A 23,436-nucleotide genomic window follows, 5' to 3' on the forward strand; every position below is an offset into this window, starting at 1 on the left:
GTCAGGAATGATCGTGTTCGACTACGGGAACGGCGGCGTCGGCGACGAGCGCGAGCGCGGCCTCCATGTGCTCGCGCCACCGGCGCAGCAACCGTTCGGCAGTGGCGCGCGTGTGCACGGTGTTGCTGTAACGGCACTCGAATGCGAGTTCGCCGTCGCCCGCGACGCAGACGAGGTTCAGCAGGTGCGAACGTTGGTCGGTCGCCGCGCGATCCGCGCCCACCGCCTCGGGCGCGGCGGAGAACCACGCGGAAGGGCGCGCGGCGGCCGCCGAGACGAAATCGACGCTGACCTGCGGCTGCACGCAACGCCGCCACGCGTCGGCATCGACGCCGGCGGGCGGCGGCACGTCCGCGCCGCCCAGCGCCGCCGGCGGCAGCGCGGCGAGCGCCGCCTCCCACGCGCGCAGCGCGGCGACGCCCGGCGCGCCGGCGTGCTGCGGCAACAGCAGCGGCACGTCGCAGACGAAGCAGCCGAGCGCGCGCTCGACCGCCGGCCCGTCGTCGAGCCAGTCGCGGCCGTGCCGGCCGAGATCGGCGACCACCGCGCCGCCCGCCCATTCGGTCAGCGCGCGCGCGGCCGCCGCGATGGCGACGGTGGCGGCTTTCACGCGCAGGCGCTGCGGCACGACGGTGAGCATCCGTCGCGCCGCGTCGCCCGTCAGCCGGTCGCGCACGACCTGCTGGCTGGCCTCCGCGTTGTCGCCGGGTGCCGCGTGCCGATCCCGCGGCAGCGCGACGTTGGCCGCCATCGGCGCGAAGTACGCGGCGCTCTCGCCCGCCGCCCGCGCGGCGGCAATGCGCGCGTCCACCGCACGCAGATAGGCCGGGTACGCGAGCGTCGGCGCGGCCAGTGCCGGCGTCCGGCCGTTCGCATGCGCCGCATATGCGTGGGCCAGGTCGTCCAGCAGCACCGCCCAGCCATGGCTGTCCGCCACCAGCCCGTGCACGACGAGCAGCAGCCGGTCGCCGGCCGCGCCGCACCGGTAGTGCGCGATCCGGACCAGCGGCCCGTGCGCGAGATCGAAGCCCTGCTGCAGCGTCGCGCCGTGCGCGGCGATGAAGCGGGCCGCATCGTCCGCCGTGCCGAGGTCGTGGCTGCTGAAGCAGCGCTGCACGGCGTCCGCGTCCGCCGGCGCGATGCGGCCGGCCAGCGCGTGGGCATCGAATACGCAGCGCAGCCCCGGGTGCGCGTCGAGCAGCGAGCGGAACGCGGCCCGCAGCGCGTCGGCGTCGAGCGGCTGCGCCGCCTGAACGAGCAGCGAGCGGTTCCAGTGGTGCGCGTGCGGGCGCTGCAACACGCGCCGCTGATACGGCGTCAGCGGGAACCCGGACGCGTCGTCCGCCTCCGGCCGCACCGTCAGCGGTCGCAGGCATTCGGCCAGGTCCGCGAGGGTCGAGGTCGAGAAGAAGTCCTGAGGATCGACCGTCCAGCCCGCCCGGTTCAGTTGCGCGACGGCACGCAACACCAGGATGGAGTCGCCGCCCAGCCCGAAGTAGTTGTCGTCCCGGCCGATCCGGTCCAGCCGCAGCACGTCGCGCAGCACCGCCAGCAGCGCGCGCAGCGGCGGTGCTTCGTCGCCGTCCGCGGCTTCGTCGGGCAGCACCGCCGTCGACACCCACTGGCGGTCGATCTTGTCACCGGACGTCTTGGGCAGCGACGGCACGATGGCCAGCGCATGCGGCACCAGGTGCGCCGGCGCCACGCGGCGCAACGCACGCAGCCGCGCGCGCGCCGCATCGCGTGGCGTGGCCGGCGCATCCGACGCGTCGGAACCCACGACGATGAACGCCTCCAGGCGCGGCGCCGGCGCATCGGGCCCGCTCGACAGCCGCACCGCCGCCTCGCGCACGCCGTCCTGGTCGAGCAGCAGCGCCTCCACCTCGGCCAGGTCGACGCGAATCCCGCGCACCTTGATCTGGCGATCGCTGCGGCCGAGGTAGACCAGTGCGCCGTCCGTATCGCGACGCACGAGGTCGCCGGTGCGATACATGCGCGCGCCCGGCTGGCCGGCGAACGGATCGGGCAGGAAGGCGGCGGCCGTCTGCCCGGGCCGGCCCGGATAGCCGCTCGCGAGCGCACTGCCGCCCAGGTAGAGCTCGCCGCGGCACAGCGGCGGCACCGGTTGCAGGTGCGCGTCGAGCACATAGGCGGTGGTGCCCGGCAGCGGCGCGCCGATCGGCACGTCGCGTTCGTCCGGGCGCGCGGCGGTCGGCACGTCGTGCACGACGGACGTGATCACGCTTTCCGTCAGCCCGTACGCGTTCATCAGCGCCACGCGGCCGCCCGTCACGGCGCGCCATGCCTGCACCGCCGCGAGCGGCACCGTCTCGCTGCCCGTCACGACCAGGCGCAGCCGCGCCGGCAGCGCGGCCTCGCCGAGCCGGATCGCACGCACCCATTCGCGCCAGAACGACGCGGGCAGGTTGAGAACGGTCGCGCGCTGCGTATCGAGCAGGCCGCTGAACGCACCGAGCGTCGGCCATGCCGCGCGATCGAGCAACAGCAGGCAGGCGCCGGCGGACAGCGTCGTGAAAATCTCCTCGATCGACACGTCGAACACGAGCGACGAGAACTGCACGACGCGGTCGTCTGCGGTCATCCGGTACGCGGCGCACAGCGCCTGGATCTTGTGCGCGACGGCCCGATGGCTGACGTCGACGCCCTTCGGCACGCCGGTCGAGCCGGACGTGAACAGCGTATAGGCGGCCTGCTGCGGATCGATGCACGCGGGCAGCGCGCCGGCGGGCGCATCGCCCAGCACGGCAAACGCGATCGCCGCGCATCCGGGCCATGCCGGCGCCGCCGCCGTGGCGTCGTGCACGAGCAGCACCGGCGCCGCCTGCGACAGGATCGCGTGCTGCCGCGCGGCCGGCGCGGCGGGATCGAGCGGCAGGTAGGTCGCCCCGGCGTGCAGCACGCCGAGCAGCGCCACCAGTGCGTCGAGCCCCGTCGGCAAGCACAGCGCGACGCGGTCGCCGGTGCGCACGCCGCGCGCGAGCAGTGCGCCCGCGACCTGGTCCACCCGGGCCCGCAGCGCCCCGTAGCTGAGCGTCTCGTGCGCGGTGGCGACCGCGGGCGCGGCGTTGCCGGCCGTCAGCGTGCCCGACAGCAGCGACACGAGGTCGGACGCCGCCCGCGCAGGCGCGTCGACGGTGCCGGACGCCGCCTGCCATGCCTGCCGCTGCGCGGCCGACAGCACGCCCGCGTCGCCCAGCGGCGCATCGTCCGGCAGCGTCAGCAACAGGTCCAGCGCCGCGTGGAACTGTTCGACCACCTCGTCCGCCTCGCCCCGCTCCAGCGCGCCGTCGCGTGTCAGCAGCACGCCGCCGTAGCCCGCGCCGTCGCGATGCAGGTTCATCGTCAGGTCGTATTCGGTTTCCGTTTCCGGCGTGTCCTCGAACGCGACGTCCAGCGCGCCGATCCGCACCTGGCGAACCGGCGCCTCCTGCATCGAGAACACCACCTGGAACAGCGGCGTCAGCGACGCGTCGCGCGGGCCGGCGAAACGCTCGACCAGCTTTTCGAACGGATAGTCCTGATGCGCGTGCGCGGCCATCACGCAGTCGCGCACCCGTTCGATCCATGCGCGCGTGCTGCTGGCCGCCGGGAACGCCACGCGCAATGCGAGCAGGTTGACGAAAAAGCCGACGAGCTCTTCGGTGCGGCTCGACGCGCGGTTGGCGACCGGCGAGCCGACCACCAGGTCGCGCTGCCCCGTGCGCCGCGACAACATCAGCAGGAACGCGGACAGGAACACGACGTACGGCGTCGTCCGCAAGCGCCGCGCCAGCGCGTCGACCTGCGCGGCGCGCCCGGCGTCCACCGCGACGCGGCCGCTGTGCGCGAGGCGTCCGGGCGTGCGCGCGCGACGCCGGTCGCCGCCGAGGTCGAGCACCGGCGCGCCGTCCAGGTGCGCCCAGAACGCCTCGTGCGCCGCGTCGTGCCCGGCGGCGAACCGCGCCGCCTGCTCCTCGCTGTAGTCCGCGTAGTCCCACGCGGGCGGCGCGGCCTCCGGCGCGCGCCCCTGGCTCGCCGCGCCGTACAGCGACGCGAGATCCTGCGCGATCAGCCGGAACGACCAGCCATCGACGACGATGTGATGGAACGACATCAACAGGCACGCGCGGCGCGGCCCGAGTTCGAGCAGCCGCGCGCGGAACAGCGGCGGCCGCGCGAGACCGAACGGCTCCGCCCGCAGCGCGTCGCGATGCTGCGCGATGAACGCGCGCAGCGCGTCGTCCGTGTCGTCCGTGTCGTCCGTGTCGCCGGCGTACGCATGGATCGACAGCGCGACCGCCGCGTCGGCATGCACGTGCTGCTCGCCGGCGCCGTCCGGCCCCTCGTGGAACGACGTGCGCAGCACCGGATGGCGCGCGACCAGCCCGCCGAGCGCCGCGTGCAGCGCGGCGCGGTCGACGTCGCCGTGCAGATGCAGGCATTGCGGCAGGTGGAAGACCGAACCGCCCATGCCGAGCCGTTCGAGCGTCCACAGCCGGCGCTGCTGGAACGACATCGGCGCGCGGCGCGGCCCGGCGGCCGGCCGGCCAGCCGGCGTCGTTGCCGCCCGCTCGGCTGGCTGCGCGGGTTCCGCCTGCATGCGAATCGCGCAGGCCAGCCCGTCGATCGTCGGCGCACTGAAGAACGCCTCGAGCGTCAGCTCCGCATTCAGCCGCTCGTGAATCCGCGCGAGCACGCGCCCGGCCAGCAGCGAATCGCCGCCCAGCGCGAAGAAATCGTCGGTCGGCGTGATCCGCTCATGGCCGAGGCATTCCGTCCAGATGCGCGTCAGCGCATGCCGCACGTCGTCGGTTTCGACCGCTGCGGCGCGCGGGGTGTCGACCGCAACCGGTGCAGCAACCGGTGCAACGGCCGGCGCCTGCGGCTGCGCGCGCTCGAGGGGGCCGCCCTGCTGGGCCGGCAGCCAGTGGCGCGTGCGCTCGAACGGATAGCCCGGCAACGGCAGCCGCTTGCGGCGCTCGCCCGCGTACGCGTCGCGGCGCGTCAGTCGCGCGCCCTTCGCCCACAGCCGGCCGTAGCCGGCGAGCAAGGTCGCCATCGTGCGCGGCGCGCGCTCCGTGAAGCTTGCCAGCACCGCGTCGGCCGGCGCGCAGCGATGCGCGCGCACCAGCGCCGCGAGCACGTCGCGCGGGCCGATCTCGACCCACAGCGCGTCGCCCAGCGCCGCCAGCGTCCGCACGCCCGCCGAGAAACGCACGGTGCCGAGCACGTGCGCAGCCCAGTACGCGGGATCGGCGGCGCGCTGCGCATCCAGCAGCGTGCCGTCGAGGTTGGAGATCAGCGGGATGCGCGGCGCGTGCAGCGTCATCGTCGCGGCATGCGCCTGCACGCGCGCGGCCGCGTCGGCCATCATCGGCGAATGGAACGCGTGCGACGACGCGAGCGGCGCATGCGCGACCCCCGCGTTGCGCAGGTGCGCCGCGAACGCGTCGACCGCGTCCACCGGGCCGGACACCACGCACTGCAGCGGCCCGTTGACCGCTGCGACGGCGAGCGTCGGCGGCAGCTGCGCGGCCAGTTCGTCCTCCGCGATCGATACCGACAGCATCGCGCCGGCCGGCTGCGCCTGCATCGCCGCCGCGCGCGCCGCCACGAGGCCGACCGCGTCGTCGAGCGAGAACACGCCCGCGCAGCACGCGGCGACCAGTTCGCCGAGGCTGTGGCCGATCAGGTAGTCCGGCGTCACCCCCAGCGCCGCCCACGCCTGATACAGCGCGTACTCGTACGCGAACAGCAGCGGCTGGACCAGCGCCGTGTCGGTGGTGCTCGCGTCGCCCAGCAGGTACGGTTCGAGCGCCAGCCCGGCCGCCCCCGCGAACCGCCCGCACACGTCGTCGAGCGCGGCGCGGAACACCGGGTGCTCGCGATGCAGGTCGCGCGCCATCCCGGCGGCCTGCGCGCCCTGCCCGGTGAACAGGAAAATCACCGGGCGCGCGGGCGGCGCGTCGCCGGTGGCCGGCCACCCGCCCGCGGCCAGCGCATCGAGCGCCGTGTCGCGCGACTCGGCAACCACGAACGCCCGGCACGCGTGATCCTGCCGGGCGGCCTGCAGCGTATGCGCGACGTCGGCCAGCGCCCATTCCGGGTGGCGGCGCCACGCGGCGGCGAGGCGGTCCGCCGCGCGCCGCAGCCCGTCCGGCGTGGCGGCCGACAGCCGCAGGCAATGCGCGGCGGCGGCCGTCGGCGCATCCGCCTCGGGCGGCGCGGCTTCCAGGATCACGTGCGCATTGGTCCCGCCGATGCCGAACGAGCTGACGGCCGCGCGGCGCGGCGTGCCGCCGTCCGGCCAGTCGGCCGCTTCCGCGGTGAGGCGGAAGGCCGTGTCGTCGAGTTCGAGCAGCGGGTTGGGCGTGTCGAAATGCAGCGTGCCCGGCACCTTGCCGCGTTCGAGCGCGAGCGCCGCCTTGATCACGCCCGCGAGCCCCGCCGCGCTGTCCAGGTGCCCGACGCTCGTCTTGACCGCGCCGAGCAGGCGCGGGGCGCGTGCCGGGTGCTGGCCGTAGGTCGCCTTCAGCGCGGCCATTTCGATCGGATCGCCGAGCAGCGTGCCGGTGCCGTGCGTCTCGACATAGCCGACCGACGCGGCGTCCACGCCCGCGTCCGCCAGCGCGGCGCGGATCACCCGTGCCTGGCCCGCGGGGCTCGGCGCGGTGTAGCCGGCCTTGTCGTGGCCGTCGTTGTTGATCGCGGAGCCCTTGACGACCGCATACACGTGATCGCCGTCGCGGCGCGCGAGATCGAGCCGCTTCAGCACCACCGCACCCGCGCCGCTGCCCTCGACGGTGCCGCTCGCGGCCGCGTCGAAGGCGCGGCAATAGCCGTCCGCGGAAAAGATCCCGCCGGTGCGGTGCAGGTAGCCCGGCACGCCGTCGACGCCGATCGACGCCGCGCCCGCGAGCGCGAGTTCGCAGTCGCCCTGCGCGACCGCGCGCGTGGCCATGTGCAGCGCGACCAGCGACGTCGAGCACGCGGTGTTCAGCGTGACCGCGGGGCCGGTGAGGTTCAGCCGGTAGGCGATCTGCGTCGCGGGCTGGTTCAGCACGTTGATCTGGTACAAGCCGAGCGCGTCGACCGCGTCGCGGTTGCCGAGCACGTGGTACGCGAGGTACTGGCTCGCGCCCACGCCGACGTAGACGCCCACGTCGCGCGCGAGCCCGGGCCCGGCATAACCGGCGTCCTCGAGCGCGCGGTAGCTTTCCTCCATCAGCTTGCGCTGCTGCGGATCCATGATCTCGGCTTCGCGCGGCGTATAGCCGAAGAACGCGGCGTCGAAACAGTCCGGATCACGAATCAACCCGCGCGCGGCGACGAAGCGCGGATTGCCGAGCAGGTCGTCCGGCACGCCGAGCGCGCGCAGCCGTGCGTCGTCGAGCCGGGTGATGCCGTCCTCGCCCGCGAGCAGCATGCGCCAGAACTGCTCGACGTCGTCCGCGCCCGACACGGCCGCGCTCATCCCGATGATCGCGACGTCGCGGCTGTCGACGGGCGATGGGCTCACGGCCGCGACCGCGACCGCGCCGTCGGCATCCGCATCGGCCGACGACGTGCCGGACGCGGACAGCCAGCCGGCCAGCGTGCGAATCGTCGTGTAGCGGAACAGGTGATCGATGTCGACGTCGCGGCCGAATTCGCGACGCAGCCGCGCCTGGCACTGGATCAACGCGAGCGAGTGGCCGCCGGCGTCGAAGAAGTTGGTGTCCGGATCGATCTCGGCGAGGCCGAGCACGTCGCACCAGATCGCCGCGACCGCGCCCTCGGCATCGCCGGGTGTGCGGTGTGCGGGGCTGGCAGGGCCGGCGGAATCGGTGGCGCCCGCCGCGTCGAGCGGCCAGTCGGCCAGCCGGAGACGATCGATCTTGCCGCTGCCGGTCATCGGCATCGCGTCGAGCACGACGATCCGGTCGGGCACCATGTACGGCGGCAGCGCCTGTTGCGCATGCGCCTTCAGCGCGCCGTCCGGCAGCGCGCCCGCCGCCTGCACGAACGCGCAGAGCACGGCGCCCGCGCTCCCCGTACGCGCGAGCACCGCGACCTTGGCGACCCCCGGATGGCGGCCCAGCACCGATTCGACTTCGCCCGTCTCGATGCGGAAGCCGCGCACCTTGACCTGCTGGTCGTCGCGGCCCACGAATTCGAGGTCGCCGTGCCGATCGAAGCGGGCCAGGTCGCCGGTGCGATACAGCACGCGATCCGCATCGCCGGTCGCATACGGATTCGGCACGAAGCGCTCCGCGCTCAGTTCGGGCCGGTTCAGGTAGCCTGACGCCAGCGCGCGCCCGGACAGGTAAAGCTCGCCGGTCACGCCGATCGGCAGCCGTGCGAGATCGGGCGCGAGGATGTGCGTGCCGACGTCGCCCACCGCGCGGCCGATCAACACGGGGCCGCTCGCGCAGCGCCATACGGTTGCGTAGATGCTGGCCTCGGTCGGGCCGTAGGCGTTGAACAGCGGCGCGTGCGGCAGCACGCGCGCCGCCAGCTCGACGGTCGCCGGCAGCAGCGGCTCGCCGGCGGCGAATACCGCGCGCAGCGGGCTCGCCGCGCCGGCGTCGAGCGACTGCAGGAACAGGTGCAGCATCGACGGCACGAAATTGACCACCGTCACGCGATGCTGCTCGATCGCGCGCTGCAGGTAGCGCGGATCGTACTGGCCGTCCGGCCGCGCGATCACGATCGCGGCGCCCTTCATCAACGGCCACAGCATTTCGGTGAGCGAAACGTCGAACGATTGCGCGGTCTTCCACAGCACGCGATCGCCCGCGGCCAGCGGATACGTGCGGGCGAGCGCGTCGAACAGCGCGAGGATGCCCTCCTGGCGGCACAGCACGCCCTTCGGCGTACCGGTCGAGCCGGACGTATAGAGAATGTAGGCCGGGTCGCCGGGGCTGACGCGCGGCGCGGCGGCCAACGCGGCCGGGCCCGCTTCCGCCAGCGCCGCCTGCTCGACGAAGCGCACGCCGCACGCGCGCAGGCAGGCGGGCGCGGCGGCATCGCCGACGATCGCCTCCGGACGCGCGTCATCCACCATGAAGCGATGGCGCGCTTCCGGCAACGCGGGATCGAGCGGCAGATACACGGCGCCGATCCGGAACAGCGCGAGCACGGTCCGCAGCGTCGCCGCCGTGCGGCCCGCGCACACCGCCACGACGTCGCCCTGCCGCACGCCCAGCGCGACGAGCGCAGCGGCGTGCCGGTCGCACTGTTCGAGTAGCGCCGCATAGGTCGTTTCGCCCGTGTCGTCGATCAGCGCGACGGCGTCCGGCGCGGCGGCCGCGCACGCGGCAAGGCGCTCGCCGACGCTCGCGCCAACCGGCCGCCCCGGCTTCGGCGCCGCCCAGTCGTCGAGCCGCGCGAGCGTGGCAGGCAGCAGCCACGTCGCCGCGGGTGCGCCGGCAAGCCGCCGCAGCGCTTCGTGCTGCGCGTGCGCGATGTCTTCCGCGTCGGCGCGCCGCAGGCTGTCGGCCCGGTAGCCGACGATGCAACGCAGCCGCTGGTCGCTCGCGGAGACGGAGAAGTCGACCTGCACCGGAAAGCTGTTGACCGCATGGCCGTCGCGGCCCGCGAGCATCCGCACGTCCGCGTCGTCCAGCTCGCGCAGCACGTGGAAGCTCGTGAAATTGAACAGCACCTCACCCAGCTCGATCCCGCCGTTGTCCTGCCGGATCTGCTGCGACGGATAGAAGCGGTGCCGGAAAATACCCGACTCGATCTCGAACACCTGCCGCACCTGCGCGACGGGCGATGCCGCGCCGTCGAGCGCCGCGCGCACCGGCACCGAATTCAGGAACAGCCCGACCGCACGCGCCGCATGCTCGGTCTCGGGCCGCACGTGCGTCACCATCGACGTCAGCACGTCGCGCCGCCCGCTCAGCGCCTGCAGCGCGCGCAGGTGGGCAGCGAGCAGCACGCTCTTGAGCGGCACGTTCGCGTCGCGCGCGAGCGCGCGCAGCGCCGCCTCCAGTTCGACGGAGACCTCGACCTCCAGATAATCCACCCGTTCGTCCGCCGCGTCGCCCGGCAGCGGCGCGCGGCGCAGCGACAGCGCCTGCGCGCCGTCGAGCTGGCCGCGCCAGAACTCGCGCTGGGCCGGATCGGCGAGCGCGGCCTGTTCCAGTTCGATGAAATCCCGGTAACCGGCCTGCACCGGCTCGTCGTCCTGCGGGTTCCGCGCGCCCGTCAGGCCCGCCGTGTAGAGCCGGATGAATTCGGCGGTCAGCGCGGCCTCGCTCCAGCCGTCGAGCATCGCGTGATGGAAGCTCCACACCAGCTTGAAGCGCTGCGCCGCCAGCTTGAACACGAAGCAGCGAAACAGCGGCGCGGCGGCGATGTCGAACGCGGCGAACCGCTCGCCGTCCATGAACGCGGCGATCCGGGCGGCCTGCGCCGTCGCGTCGAGCGCGGTCAGGTCGGTGACCGTCAGCGGAATGCGCGCCGTGTCGAACACGAGTTGCAGCGGCACGCTGAACCCCTCCATCCGCAGCGCGGTGCGCAACGCCGGATGGCGGGCCGACAGCCGGTCGAGCGCGTGCGCGAGGCACGCTTCGTCGTACGCATACGCGACCTCGTAGCCGATCACGTCGTGGTACACGCTCGAGCGCTCGTGGCGCAGGCCGTGATAGAGCATCCCCAGTTGCAGGCGGCTGAGCGGATACGCGTCGACGACGCCGGCCGGCAGCCGCGCACGATCCGCTTCGCTCGTCAGCGGCGCCCGGGCGACGGCGGCCTCGGCCGGCGCAACTGCAACGGCGCCTGCCCCCGCGCCGCGCTGCCGCTCGATGTGCTCGCCCAGCGTCCGCACGCTCTGGTGGACGAACAGGTCCTGGATCTCGAATTCGAGCCCGTGGCGCTGCGCCTGCGCCTTCAGCCGGATCGCCAGCAGCGAATCGCCGCCGAGATCGAAGAAGCCGTCGTCGAGGCCGAACCCGCTGCGGCCGAGCACGTCTTCCCACAGCGTGCGCAGGACGCGCTGCGTGTCCGTCAGCGTCTCGGGCGCCGCGTCGACGGGCGCGTCGGCCGGCGTGAGCCGCGCGAGCGCGGCCCGGTCCACCTTGCCGTTCGCCGTCAGCGGAATGTGCGGCACCGCGTGGAAGCGCGCCGGCACCAGATGATCCGGCAGCGACGCCCGCAGCTGCGCGCGCAGGCCGGCTTCGTCCGGCACGTCCGCGCCCGTGCCCGGGCTTGCGGTCCAGTACGCGACGAGCTGCTTGTCGCCCTGCGGCGTCGCGTCGACCGTCACGACGGCGGCCTGCACGCCGCGGCACGCGGCCAGCGCCGCCTCGATTTCCGCCGGCTCGATCCGGTAGCCGCGCAGCTTCACCTGCCGGTCGCGCCGGCCGAGGTAATGCAGCGCGCCGTCATGCGCCCAGTAGCCGACGTCGCCGCTGCGGTACATGCGGGCGCCCGGCTCGCCGCCATGCGGATCGGGCACGAACGCCGCCGCGGTCAGGTCCGGCCGGTTCGCGTAGCCGTGCGCGACGCCGGGCCCCGCGATGTAGAGGTCGCCCGCCGCGCCGGCCGGCAGCGGATTCAGGTCGTCGTCGAGCACATACACCGACGTGCCCTGGATCGGCATGCCGATCGGCACCGTGCGCCCGGCCGCCAGCGCGCCGCGCACCGGGTACGCGGTGGCGAAGGTCGTGGTCTCGGTCGGCCCGTAGCCGTTGACCACCTGGCCGCGTTCCAGCAGCGCGCGGGCGCGCGCCACGTGCGGCAGCGACAGCACGTCGCCGCCGCAGACGAGGTAGCGCAGCTGCCGCAGCGCGTCCGGCGCGTGATCGACCATCGCCGCGAACAGGCCGCTCGTCAGCCACAGGATCGTCACGCCCGCGTCGACCAGCAACGGCCCGAGCTGGTCGAGCGACGCGTCGCGCCCGACCGGCACGACGAGCGACGCGCCGTTCAGGAGCGCGGTCCAGATCTCGAACGTCGACGCGTCGAATGCCGTCGGCGCGAACTGGAGGAACACGTCGTCCGGCGTCACGTCGAGATAGGCCGGCCGGTAGGCGAGCCGCAGGATCGCCTGCTGCGGCACGATGACGCCCTTCGGACGATCGGTGGTGCCCGACGTGTACATCAGGTACGCCGGCATCTGCGCCGGCAGCCCGCTCGCGACGAACGCGCCGTCGCGCGCGGCGATCTCGTCGTCGTGGTCCTCGAGGACGATCAGGTTCAGATAGCCGTCGCGCAGCGCATCGGTGCGCGCCACCACGTCGTCGCGCGTGACGATCACGCTTGCCTGGCTGTCGTCGATCAGGAATCGCAGCCGGTCCGCCGGATAGCGGCTGTCGAGCGGCACATACGCGCAGCCCGCGTTGAGCACCGCCAGCATCGCGACGATCAGTTCCGCGCCCGGCTCGAGGCACAGGCCGACGGTCGAGCCCGGCGACACGCCGAGATCGCGCAAGTGATCCGCCAGCCGGTTCGCGCGCAAGTTCAGCGCGTGGTAGTCGAGCGTCGCGTCGCCGTGGCGGATCGCCGTGCGGCCCGGATGCTGCCGCGCGAGCGCGTCGATCACCGCGCCGATCGAGTCGGGCAGCGGCTGCCCGAGCGGCCGGCTCTGCCAGCCGCGCAGCGCGTCGAGCGTGGCCGCGTCGCCGCGCGCGAGCGTGCCGAACGGCGCGTCCGGCTGCGCGGTCAGCGCGTCGAGGTACTGCGCGTAGGTGCGCGACAGCCGCTCGATATCGGCGGCCTCGAACAGGTCGGTGCGGAACACCGTGCAGCAGCGCACGCCGTCGGACGTCAGCTCGGCGAACAGCGTCAGGTCGAACTGCGCGTAGCGATACAGGTCGTCGCGCACCGTCATCGCCGGCATCCCGGCCGGCGTCGCCGGCTCGGCGGCGCCGGGCACCGCGCCTTTCGTGTCCTGCAGCACGAAGTTGACCTGGAACAGCGGGCTGCGCGCGGCATCGCGCGCGACGCCGACCTGCTCGACCACCTGGTCGAACGACACCGCCTGATGCCGCAGCGCGTCGGCGACGGTGTCGCGCTCGCGCTCGACCAGCGCGGCGAACGTGGCGCAGCCTTGCCGCGCGGTGCGCAACGCGAGCAGGTTCGCGAAGAAGCCGACGATGCGCTCGCTGCCCGGATGCACGCGGTTCGACGCGGTCGTGCCGATGCAGAAGTCGTCCTGGCCGGCGTAGTCGCCGAGCAGGCACCGCCACGCGGCCAGCATCACGGTGAACAGCGTGCCGCCCTGCCGGCGCGCCAGCGCCTCGGCCCGCGCGCGCACGGCGGCGGGAATCGTGAAGAACATCAGTTCGCCGTCGTGCGCGCGCCGCGGCGGGCGCGGCAGCGCGAACGGCAATTCGAGCGTCGTCGCGCCGGCCAGCCGGCCCTGCCAGTAGGCGAGGCTCGGCGCGCTGTCCGCGGCGCCGCGCGCCTGCTGCCACAGCGCATAGTCCGCATAGTGCGGCTCGTCGTCGGCCGGCGGCTCGAGCTCGCGGCCCGCCAGCCGCGCCGCGTAGGCCCGCCACCAGTCGGCCAGCATCAGTTCCAGCGACCATCCGTCGACGATCAGGTGATGGGCGGTCAGCACGAGAATCTGCCGCGCGTCGCCGACACGATGCAGCGACACGCGCAGCAGCGGCCCGTGCACCAGGTCGAACGGCTGCGCGATTTCGGCGGTGATCGCGCGGGCGATGTCCGCGTCGGTCGCGCCCGCCGCATGACGATGGACGGGCAGCGCCGGATCGAGCTCGGGGTGCACACGCTGGTACAAGCCGCCGTCGCGCGCGTCGAACGTCGTGCGCAGCGCCTCGTGCCGCGCGACCACGTCGCACAGCGCCGCCCGCAATGCCGCTTCGTCGAGCGTGCCCGCAATCTCCAGCACGTGCGGCACGTGGAAATGGCCAGCGCCGCCGCTGATCGCCATCTGCACCCACATCCGCAATTGTTCCGCCGACGCGGGCAGGTCCGCCGGCCGCGCCTGGCGGGTAATCGCGTCGCGGCTGCCCGCGCCGCGCTGCCTGCCGAACGCTTCGAGCAATTGGCGACGCTTGTTTTCGGTGGAATCGTTATGCGACATCAAACCAGCTCTCCCGACGATGAAAACAGTGTGAGTAGTTCGTCCATGTCGTCCGGCGCGAGGCGATCGAGCAGCGCTTCGAGGCGGTCCTCCCGCTGGGCTTTCTGGCCGAGCGCGACCAGCACCTGTGCGCTGAACCGGTCGAGCTGCGGTGCGCCGAACAGCAGCGGCGGCGACAGCAGCAGCCCGTAGCGGCTATTCAGACGCGCGATCAGCTGGATCGCCTGCACGGAGCTGCCGCCGAGCATGAAGAAATGATCGTCCGGCCCGATGTCGGCGACGTCGAGCACGGCCGACCACTCGGCGGCGACCTCGGCCTGGAACGGTGTCTTGGCGCGCGCCTCGGCGCCGCGCGCGCGCGTCTCGAGCGCCGCGTCGGCGAGCTGGGCCAGGCGCTTGCGGTCGATCTTGCCGGCCGGCAGCAGCGCGATGCGCTCCACCACGTCGATGCGCGCCGGACGCATCGATTCGGGCAGCCGCGCGGCCAGCTCCGTGTGCAGCGCGTCCACCGGCCAGCTGTCCCACCCCGCGGCCGGCTCGACGAACGCATGCAGCAGCCGCACGCGCCCGTGCACCCGCACCGGCACCACCGCGCACTGCGCGATGCCCGGCAGCGCCAGCAGGCACGCCTCGATCTCGCGCAGTTCGATCCGGTTGCCGTTGAGCTTGACCTGCTCGTCGCGCCGGCCGAGGTAATGCAGTTCACCGTGCTCGCCGAACATCGCGATGTCGCCGGTGCGGTACATGCGCGCGCCTGCACGGCCCGCGTACGGATCGGGCACGAAGCTCGCCGCGGTGAGATCCGGGCGGCCGACATACCCTTGCGCGAGCCCCGCGCCGCCGATGTACAGCTCGCCCGCGCGGCCGGGCGCGCAGGGCTCGAGGCCCGCGTCCAGCACGTACAGCGACACGTTGTCGATCGGCCGGCCGATCGGCACGCCGGCGCGCGCGTAAGCCTCGCCCGGCGCGCAATGCCACACGCTCACGTCGATCGCCGCCTCGGTCGGCCCGTACAGGTTGGCGAGCCGCACGCCCGGCAGCAGCCGGTGGAAGCGCTCGGCCTGCTCGGCGAGCAGCGCCTCGCCGCTGCAGACGACCAGCGCGAGATCCGGGAAGCGCTGCCCGGGCACCGCGTCCAGGAACGCGTTCAGCATCGACGGCACGAAGTGCGCGACCGCGATGCGCGCGTGGCGCAGCAGCGCCGCCAGCCCGGCCGGGTCCTTGTGCAGCTCCGGCGGCGCGATCACCAGCGCATGTCCGCTCTGCAGCGTCCACAGGAATTCCCAGACCGACACGTCGAAAAAGTACGGCGTCTTCTGCAGCACGCGCACCGGCGCGGCATCGGCGAGCAGCGAGCCGTGCCAGTCGAGCCGGTTGACCAGCGCGCGATGCGTGTTGGCGACGCCCTTCGGCGCGCCGGTGGAGCCGGACGTGTAGATCACGTAAGCGATCCCGTCCGGGTGCAGGCGCCGCGCCGGCAGCGGCTCGGCGGCGAGCCACGCCGCCCGGTCGTCCAGCGCCTGCCGCGCGGCCGGCCCGGCGGGCAGGCGCGCCAGCAGGTGCCGCTGCGTAAGCAGCAGCGCGAGCCCGGCATCGTCGACGATGCGCCGCAGCCGCTCCGGCGGCGCGGCGGGATCGAGCGGCACGTAGGCCGCGCCCGCGCGCAGCACCGCGACGATCGCCAGCACCATTTCCGTCGAGCGCTCGCAGCACAGCCCGACGAGGGCCCCCGGCGTCACGCCGCGCGCCGCGAGAAAACCCGCGAGCCGGGCCGACAGCGCATCCAGTTCGCGATAGGTCAGCTGCTCCGCGCCGAACTGGACGGCCGGCGCATCCGGCGTCGCGGCGCACTGCGCGGCGAAGCGGGCCGGCCAGTCCGTCGCGTCGAGCGGGCGCGCGGGCCCGTGCCAGTGGCGCGCGAGCCGCGCGCGCTGCTCGGGCGCCAGCAAGTCGACCGCGAGCGCGGGCTGCGCGTCGTCGTCCAGGTACGCGCGCAGCAGCCGGCCGAAGGACGCGGCGAACTCGCCGATCCGCGCCGCCGGCACGCGGCCCGTGTCGTATTCGAGATTCACGTGCAGGCCGTCGGGCGTCAGCTGATACGCGAAGTTCAGGTCGAACGGCCGCTCGGCGGCGACCGCCGGCAGCAATTCCGCTTGCACGCCGTGGAAGGCGAGCGGTGCGTCCTGCACGAAGAACGCTTCCGTCACGCCGACGTTGAAGACGGGCGCATCGGCCAGCGAGCGCGTGCGCCGCAGCGCCGTCACGAGATCGGTCAGCGACAGCTGCTGATGGCGCTTGGCCTCCGCACGCTGGGCGGTGGTGCGCGCGACGATGTCGATGAACGTGTCGCCCTGCCGCAGCGAAAAGATCATCGGCAGGTTGTTCACGAAGCATCCGCTGGCCTCGCGAAAACCCGGCGAGCGCATGTTGACGGGATAGGTCACGACCAGTTCGCGCACGTCCTGCCAGCGGGCCAGCGCGATCGCGAACAGGCTCGACAGCACGAGAAACGGGGTCGACCGGCTCGCGCGGGCACGCGCGCGCAGCCGGCGCGTGATGTCCGCGTCGAAGCGCAGCCGGTGGATGCGCCCCTCGCCCGGAGCGGCCGATGCCGGTGCCGCTGCCGCTGCCGCCGCGTCGAACTCGAGCCCGAGCGGCGCGTGCGCCAGCGCGCCGAGCCAATAGGCGAGGTCTTCGTCGTAGCGCGGCGACGCGCGGTACGCGGCTTCGAACGCGAGCTGCTCGCCGAGACCGCGCAACGTGCGGGCGGGCGCCGGGCCCACGCCGAGCGCGTGGTTGTACAGCGCCGTCAGCCGCTGGTTGATGTACACCGCCGAAAACGCATCGGAGATGATGTGCGGAAAGCTGAGCACGAGCCGGTGCACGTCGGCCTCCTCGCGCAGCAGCGCGAAGCGAAACAGCGGCGCGTCGTCGAGCGCGAACACGTGCGCCGCGCGCGCGGCGATCCACGCGTCGGCCTCGGCGGCGTCCAGCGCCGGCGCCGCCCGCGCGTCGCGGTAGTCGAGCGCGACCGTCACGCGGTCGTGCACGTCCCGCACCACGCCGGCGTCGCCCATCCGGAACGAGCTGCGGCATCCTTCGTCATGCTCGTGGACGAACGCCTCCAGCGCGCGCCGCAGCGCGTCGCGATCCAGCGGACCCGACAGGCGGTAGACGAGCGCGGTCGTGTAGGCCGACGAGTGCGGATTGAGCTGCCACTCGAGCCAGAAGCGGTACTGATAGGCTGAAAGCGAAGTGGTACGCATGGTAGCCCCTGTCTGGATGCATGAAGGACGTGAAGGACATGGAGGACGGCGCGGCGGGTCGCGCCCGGCGCGCCGCGCGTCAACGGACCGCGTGGCCCGCGACGTCCGGTGCCGCGAAGTGTTCGGCGATGCAGTGGCGCAGCCGCGGCCCGAACACGGCGGCGATGTCGTCGGCCGAGTACGGCGCGATGGCGTCGTCGATGCCGAGCGAGCGATCCACCTCCTGCTGGAGCCGCGTGAAGATCCGCTGCGCGGCGCGCTCGTCGTGCAGGTACGTATTGAGCGCGTCCGCCGTCGCCCGCGCCGCCGCCGCGTCGAGCCCGTGCGCCGCGAACGCGTCGGCCGACCATGCGTCAGCGTCGCGCGGCGCATCGCGCATGGCGTCGATCTCCGCCAGCAGCGCCGGCCCGTGCGCGCCGAGCGTGGCCACGCACATCCGGTCCGCCGCGGCGACGAGCTGGTTCAGCCCGGCCGTCATCTGGCCCAGCACCGTCCCCGCCGGCCATTGCCGCGCACGCGCGATCTCGGCCTCGTCGCCCTGCAGCAGCATCGTCAGATCCTCGCGGGCGATTTCGTGCGCGAGCGGGCTCGTGTGTTCGGTGGACCAGTCCTCGAAGCGCGCCAGCGCGTCGCGGAACGCGTGCGTGCGCGCCTGCCCGGGCACCGCGTCGAGCGCGACGATCAGCGCGCGCAACTGCTGCGCCGCACGCACCGCGAACAGGTATTTTTCGGCTTCGAGCTTCAGGAACGCCGCCGCGTAGCGGTAGAAGCCGGGCTCGGCCGCGCTCGCTTCGGCGCCCGCCGGCGGCGCCGGCTCGATCATCGCGCGATAGGCCTGCTCGACCATCGTCTGCGGCCCCGCGCACACCGAGTTGCGGCCGACGAGCAGGCCCGCCGCCTCGGCGACCAGGTAATACGCGTCGCTGGCGAGGCACGGCGCGGCCGGATCGCCGCCCGACGCCATCCGCTTGATCAGCGAGATATGCACGATCCGGTGCATGCCGAGCGAGATCCGGTAGATGATCGACGGCACGACGGGAATGGCATCCGGGTCGGCCGGCTGCTCGCGCCGGCGGATCAGGTACGCGGGCAGCAGCTGGCACAGCTTGCTGATGAACCACAGGTCGAGCATCGACACCGCGCCGTCGTGGCCGCGCAGGCGGCAATACCCGTCGCGCAGCGTCGAGATGGTCGGCAGCACCAGATGCCAGTGGTTCGCGAACTGCCGCAGCGACGAGATGTTCATCGGCAGCGCGTGATGGAACCGGCTGCCCTCGTACTCGCAGCGCGCGGCTTCGATCTCGATGCCGTCGCGCGCGTCGGCCGGCGCGATCTCCTCGCCGAGCGGGCGAAAGAAGCTGTCGCGATACGCGACCATCGAGCCCAGCATCGAGCGCCAGTAGAACTCCGGTTTGTCGAGCGCGCGCGGCCCGTGATAGCCGGTCGCGTACAGCGCGTCGATGACGGTGAAATCAAACTCGTTCTGCATCATGGCTTCCTGAAGAGACACGGCCGCCGGCACGGCGGCCCGATAGAACGAACGGCGTGGCGCCGGCGCGTCAGCGCGGCATCGACATCGGCTTGTCGGCCGTGCCGGCCGCGCGGCCCCACCGGCGCGCGAGCGCCTGCCACAGGCTCGCGAGCTCGACCCGGCAGAAGGTCCGCACGGCGCGGGGCGACCACCACCAGTAATTCACGTTGATCGAATCGCTCAGCGATTCCACGTAGTGCCACCAGCCGGGCGGCAGGTACAGCACCTCGCCCGCCTCCAGCACGAAGTCGTGGCGCGGCGCCGACTGCACACGCGGAAACCGCACCGGGTCCGGATCGCTCATGTCCACCGGGCTGAAGATCACCGGCAGGTCGCGGCGCTGCCGGTAATAGACGTTGGCGGACTGCCCGGGCGCGAACAGCACCCAGCGCTTGCGGCCGTACACCTGCACGTTCAGGTTCTCGTGCCGGTCGAAATGCATCGGCGACGAGATCCCGGCGGGGCCGAGCCAGAAGCCCGGCCGCAACACCAGCCTGCGCCGCAGCCAGTGCGGCATCCAGCCGGGAAAGCCGTGCTGCTCGTGCAGCGGCGCGATGTCGTCCTTCAACGCCGGCGCCGTCGAATAGATCGCCGCGTAGGTGATGTACGCCGTGCGGGCGCTGCCCTGCGCCTGCATCGCCCGGATCGTTGCGCCCAGGCGTGCGGTCTCGTAGCGGCGCGCGCCCAGGTACAGGTCCGGCTGCGTCGGCGTCGGCGACAGCTGCGAGGTCTCCACCGTGATCTCGTGCTCGCCGTAGCGCTCGACGAAGAAATCCGGCGTCCAGCGCGTGCGCGCGGGCCAGGCTTCGATGAAGCCTTCCAGCACGGCCGGATGCTTCAGTCCGGCCAGAACGTCGCGCATGCTGCGGCTGCCGTCGTAGCGAATCCGCGGCATCGGCACAATCTTGCTGCCAGTCATCGTGGGGCTCCTGTCGACGGGAAGAAAATCAGGACACCTGCCAGTCGCCGTGGTGACGCAGCACGTCTCCGGGCAGCCAGCGAATCACGCGGGTGGCGCCGCCGAGTGCGCCGATGCGCGCGTCGATCTGGTCGAGCGTGTCGGCTTCCGCGGGCTCGCCGTTGATCCAGCCGATGTCGCCGATCTCGGTGGCGATGCCGCAGAACCCGTTCGCATACGGCGCGAACGCGCGCGCGCCGGCGCGTGCGCAGAGCTCGCCGATGCCGTCCGGGCCGAGCGTGATGGACGGGCCGTCGCCCGCCTCCGCGATGCGCGGCAGGCGTTGCAGCTCGGTCATCGGCAGCACCATCCAGAACGTGAACAGGCCCTGCCAGAACGGCGCCTTGCGCAGTTCGCGGCAGCAGCTCAGGACCAGGTCGGGCCGGCCGCGACGGGCGACCGACTGGTCGATCACGTCCATCACCGAGCCCTTCGCATCCTCGCCGCTGTCGACGAGCAGGATCACCGAGAACTGCGGCGTCGTGACCCGGTAGCAATTGCCCCAGTTGCGCACGTCGTGCGGCGGCACGGCCGCGCCGATGGTCGGCTGCTCGCCGTAGAACGGCAGGATGTCGATCTCGATGTCGCCGATCCGCACCGTCTCGCCCCAGCCGGGCGCGAGCACCGTCTGCCCGACGTCACGCAGCGACTGCTGCATGTCGTCCTGCGCCAGCAGCGATGCGACCGGGATGCGCGGCACGATGACGGGCACCGATCCGTCGCCGCCGTGCCGCAGGATCGTCGGGACATGCCAGTGGTCGAGATGGCCATGCGTGACGAGCATGCCGTCGATCCGCTGGCCCAGGTTGGACGGCGCGCGATCGAGATCGGGCAGGCCGACGTTGCCGCCGATCGCGAGGCTGATCGGGTCGGTCAACAGGCGGGTGGTGTCGGAGGCGATCAGCAGCGACGCGTGTTCGAGCCGCTGGATGCCCGGGCCGTCGAACGCCGGCCACGCCAGCGCCGCGTCGTCCGCGGGCCGTTCGCAGCCGAGCAGGCGGGGATCCGCGTACAGCGCGGACAGCGGCTGCCAGTGGTTGCGCTGCAGCGCGTCGCGCAGCGCGTTCGCGAGTCGCGGCACGTCGCCGGCGGCAGTGTCGAGCACGATCGGCTCGCCGTGCCGCGGTGCGAGCGCGAGCGTCCAGCGGTCGCGCTGCTGATGCAGATCGTAGAGCAGCGCGCGGCTCGCGATACAGCCGCCGGCCGCCACCGAATCCGGATCGAACAGCTCCTCCAGGAACGGATAGCGCGCAATCGCGTCGCGCAACAGCGCGGCGCAGGCGGCCGGCTCGAATTTCGCTGCCATGAATTGCTGCATGAGCGCGTCCTGCTGCTCGATCAGCCGGCCCAGGTCATGCGCGCGCGAAGCCAGAATGCCTGTATTGAGGAAGACCCCCAGGCGATCATCGACAGACATGGTGTGTTTACCCTCGGATTCTCTCGGCGAAACGCTGCATGCGCCCGCGCGCCCCGTCACCGGGCCGCCAGAGGCCGCATCGTTCCTTTATCTTTTATTGCGCCGTGCGTGGCGCGACGCGTCGACCGTCAGGCCGACAGCGCGACCCGGACGCTCAATGGCCGCATGTCGGTCCAGTTGGCGTTGATCCATTCGAGACAGGCGTCCCGGGTTCCCGACGGGCCCGCCGCCCGCCAGCCGTCCGGCACGCGCTTGTCGTCCGGCCAGATCGCGTATTGTTCCTCGTGATTGACGACCACCTTGAAAATGGTGTCGTGGTTCGGCATTTCGGCTTCCATGTCTCTCTCGTTTCAATAATCGATCAAGCGTGTCACACGCATAACATGATTCGATATTTCTATAAAAACAGCACGCCCAGCCATGCCGGGTAACGATGCAAGCACTTTGAAATCGAAGCGAGCAGACTTTACCATAAGCCATCCGAAAACAATTACATTTCTATTGAATAAAAACAAAGTAAATCATAAGCGGCGCCGGCCAATAATCCCGGCCATTGTTTATAAATATGTGAATTGATGACAAACAATCTGCCCTTTCGATTAAATCGATAATCGGCTTAATTGTTTGAATATTTTGTATGGTTCGTTTTTAAAGCGGAGTCCCGACGCATGGCCTTGCTACCCAGTACCCTCACCATCCCGCGCGAGCGCCCGACGGCTCGGCACCGGCTGCTGGTGTTCCATCACGCGTGCGGCGCGGCAGCCAATTACTACCGGTGGGCGGCGTCCTTCCCGGACGATATCGAGGTCTGGCTGATCGAGCTGCCCGGTCGCGGCAAAAGCCTGGGCACGCGCGCGATCGATACGTTGTCCGAACTGATCGACTTCCTGCGGGCGCTCCGGCCGCTGCTGCCGCGCGACTACGCGGTGTTCGGCCACAGCATGGGGGCGCTGATCGCGTACTGTTTCGCGCGCGACATGGCGCAACTGGGACATCCGCCCGTCTGGCTCGGTGCGTCCGGCACCGATGCGCCGTTCTACCCGCATCGCCACGCGCCGCTTGATGGCGCGCCGGTGCACCGGCGCAACGACGCGGACATCGTCGACTATGTCGTGTCGCTCGGCGGCACGCCGCGCGAGGTAGCCGAGCACGACGCGCTGCGGGCGATGCTGCTGAAGCTGGCCAAGGCGGATTTCCGCGTGATCGAGGCGTGCTTCCCGCTGCCGTCCGCAACGGCGCTGCCCTGCCCCGTCACGGTCTTCTCGGGCCGCGACGATACGTTGCTGAGCCCCGCCGGGCAGCGTGACTGGTTGCGCGCATCACGGCACACGGTCACCTTTCGCGCGTTCGACGGCGGGCACTTCTATCTGTTGGAAAACCCGGCCGCCGTTCAGCACGCGATCGGCGAGGCGCTGGCCGATGCGGTGCGATGCGACACCGCCGAGGCGTTGGCCGGCCCGTGCCGCTGACGTCGACGCGCGCGGTGATGCCAGCCGTCGCGACGCATGCGTCACGCGGCGCCGTCGCGCCCCTTCGGGAACACGCCGTGGCTCATCGCGTCGAGCTGCCGGCCGATCTCCGCGCGCAATTCGGCGGAGATCTCGAGGCTGTCGAGCAGTTTCGAAATCCACAGCCCGTCGGCGGCGAGCCGGCAGATCATCAGCGTCGCGGCCTGCTCGAGCGGCACGGGGTCCGGCCGCGTCCATTCCCGCATCGGCACCGACCAGCGCGCGCGCGTGTCCTGATCGGTAATCATCGACGCGACCAGCACGCGCAGCACGTCGGTGCTCGCGACCGAATGCGACTCGTCGAGCACCGCGTGCATGTAGGCCCGCGCCACCGCGCCGGCGCCTTCGGCATCCGCCGCCACCCGCGCGGCCATCTGCGCGGCGAACCGCTCGGTCGCCTGGCCGAACAGCGCATCCAGCAGCCCCTGCTTGTTCGCGAAGTGATACTGCAGCGCGCCTTTCGTCACGCCGGCCCGCTCGGCCACCGCATCGAGCGTCAACGCGGCCACGCCGTGATGTGTCGCGATTTCCGATGCAGCCGCCAGCAACTGCGCACGCACCTGATCCGGCGCTTTTTTCCGACGCACGCCGGCGGTGGGGACAGCCGGCGCCGGGGCTGCTTCAGTCGCCCGCGCACCGGCCGTTCCAGCCGGTTCGACGGGCGCGGACGCATCGTGCGGCGCGGGTTCGAGGTGTTTTTTCATGGTGCGGATGG

8 protein-coding genes are annotated in these 23,436 nt (G+C 72.3%); 1 reads left to right on the forward strand and 7 read right to left on the reverse strand.

All coding sequences use genetic code 11. The features are described 5' to 3' along the window. Position 1: 1 nt before the first annotated feature. From QZM35_RS15250 to QZM35_RS15275, 6 genes are all read right to left on the reverse strand, one after another. Positions 2-14,041: a non-ribosomal peptide synthetase/type I polyketide synthase gene (locus tag QZM35_RS15250; RefSeq protein WP_301776269.1), complete on the reverse strand. Its 14,040-nt coding sequence runs from the start codon at positions 14,039-14,041 to the stop codon at positions 2-4. After that, a complete protein-coding gene (locus QZM35_RS15255) occupies positions 14,041-17,307 on the reverse strand; it encodes an amino acid adenylation domain-containing protein (RefSeq protein WP_301776270.1) in 3,267 nt (1,088 codons plus the stop codon). Before QZM35_RS15255 ends, QZM35_RS15250 begins: the two co-directional genes overlap by 1 nt. Positions 17,308-17,386: 79 nt before the next feature. Then, the gene (locus QZM35_RS15260) at positions 17,387-18,796 is read right to left on the reverse strand and encodes a hypothetical protein (RefSeq protein ID WP_301776271.1); all 1,410 of its coding nucleotides are present in this window, start codon (positions 18,794-18,796) and stop codon (positions 17,387-17,389) included. A gap of 70 nt (positions 18,797-18,866) precedes the next feature. After that, positions 18,867-19,757 (reverse strand): cupin-like domain-containing protein, encoded by an 891-nt coding sequence (locus QZM35_RS15265; protein ID WP_089433871.1) that lies wholly within the window; start codon positions 19,755-19,757, stop codon positions 18,867-18,869. Between the two features lie 28 nt (positions 19,758-19,785). After that, a complete protein-coding gene (locus QZM35_RS15270; RefSeq protein ID WP_301776272.1) occupies positions 19,786-21,213 on the reverse strand; it encodes an MBL fold metallo-hydrolase in 1,428 nt (475 codons plus the stop codon). A 128-nt stretch (positions 21,214-21,341) separates the two neighbouring features. Further along, positions 21,342-21,551, reverse strand: a complete 210-nt coding sequence (locus QZM35_RS15275; protein WP_089429908.1) for an MbtH family NRPS accessory protein — start codon at positions 21,549-21,551, stop codon at positions 21,342-21,344. 330 nt (positions 21,552-21,881) lie between these two features. Here QZM35_RS15275 and QZM35_RS15280 point away from each other — a divergent pair, with 330 nt between their 5' ends. After that, positions 21,882-22,682: a thioesterase II family protein gene (locus QZM35_RS15280; RefSeq protein ID WP_301776273.1), complete on the forward strand. Its 801-nt coding sequence runs from the start codon at positions 21,882-21,884 to the stop codon at positions 22,680-22,682. A 41-nt stretch (positions 22,683-22,723) separates the two neighbouring features. Here the strand turns inward: QZM35_RS15280 and QZM35_RS15285 are convergent, their stop codons facing one another. Beyond that, complete coding sequence (locus QZM35_RS15285) at positions 22,724-23,425, reverse strand: TetR/AcrR family transcriptional regulator (RefSeq protein ID WP_301776274.1); 702 nt, start codon at positions 23,423-23,425, stop codon at positions 22,724-22,726. Positions 23,426-23,436 lie beyond the last annotated feature (11 nt).

Source organism: Burkholderia sp. AU45274 (assembly GCF_030482505.1).
Taxonomy (GTDB): Bacteria; Pseudomonadota; Gammaproteobacteria; order Burkholderiales; family Burkholderiaceae; genus Burkholderia.

What these genes read in the sequence shown, in the direction of transcription:
- QZM35_RS15270 (WP_301776272.1), bottom strand. Translation starts at nt 21,213, where the DNA reads ATGTCTGTCGATGATCGCCTGGGGGTCTTCCTCAATACAGGCATTCTG.
- QZM35_RS15250 (WP_301776269.1), bottom strand. Translation starts at nt 14,041, where the DNA reads ATGTCGCATAACGATTCCACCGAAAACAAGCGTCGCCAATTGCTCGAA.
- QZM35_RS15285 (WP_301776274.1), bottom strand. Translation starts at nt 23,425, where the DNA reads ATGAAAAAACACCTCGAACCCGCGCCGCACGATGCGTCCGCGCCCGTC.
- QZM35_RS15265 (WP_089433871.1), bottom strand. Translation starts at nt 19,757, where the DNA reads ATGACTGGCAGCAAGATTGTGCCGATGCCGCGGATTCGCTACGACGGC.
- QZM35_RS15275 (WP_089429908.1), bottom strand. Translation starts at nt 21,551, where the DNA reads ATGGAAGCCGAAATGCCGAACCACGACACCATTTTCAAGGTGGTCGTC.
- QZM35_RS15280 (WP_301776273.1), top strand. Translation starts at nt 21,882, where the DNA reads ATGGCCTTGCTACCCAGTACCCTCACCATCCCGCGCGAGCGCCCGACG.
- QZM35_RS15260 (WP_301776271.1), bottom strand. Translation starts at nt 18,796, where the DNA reads ATGCAGAACGAGTTTGATTTCACCGTCATCGACGCGCTGTACGCGACC.
- QZM35_RS15255 (WP_301776270.1), bottom strand. Translation starts at nt 17,307, where the DNA reads ATGCGTACCACTTCGCTTTCAGCCTATCAGTACCGCTTCTGGCTCGAG.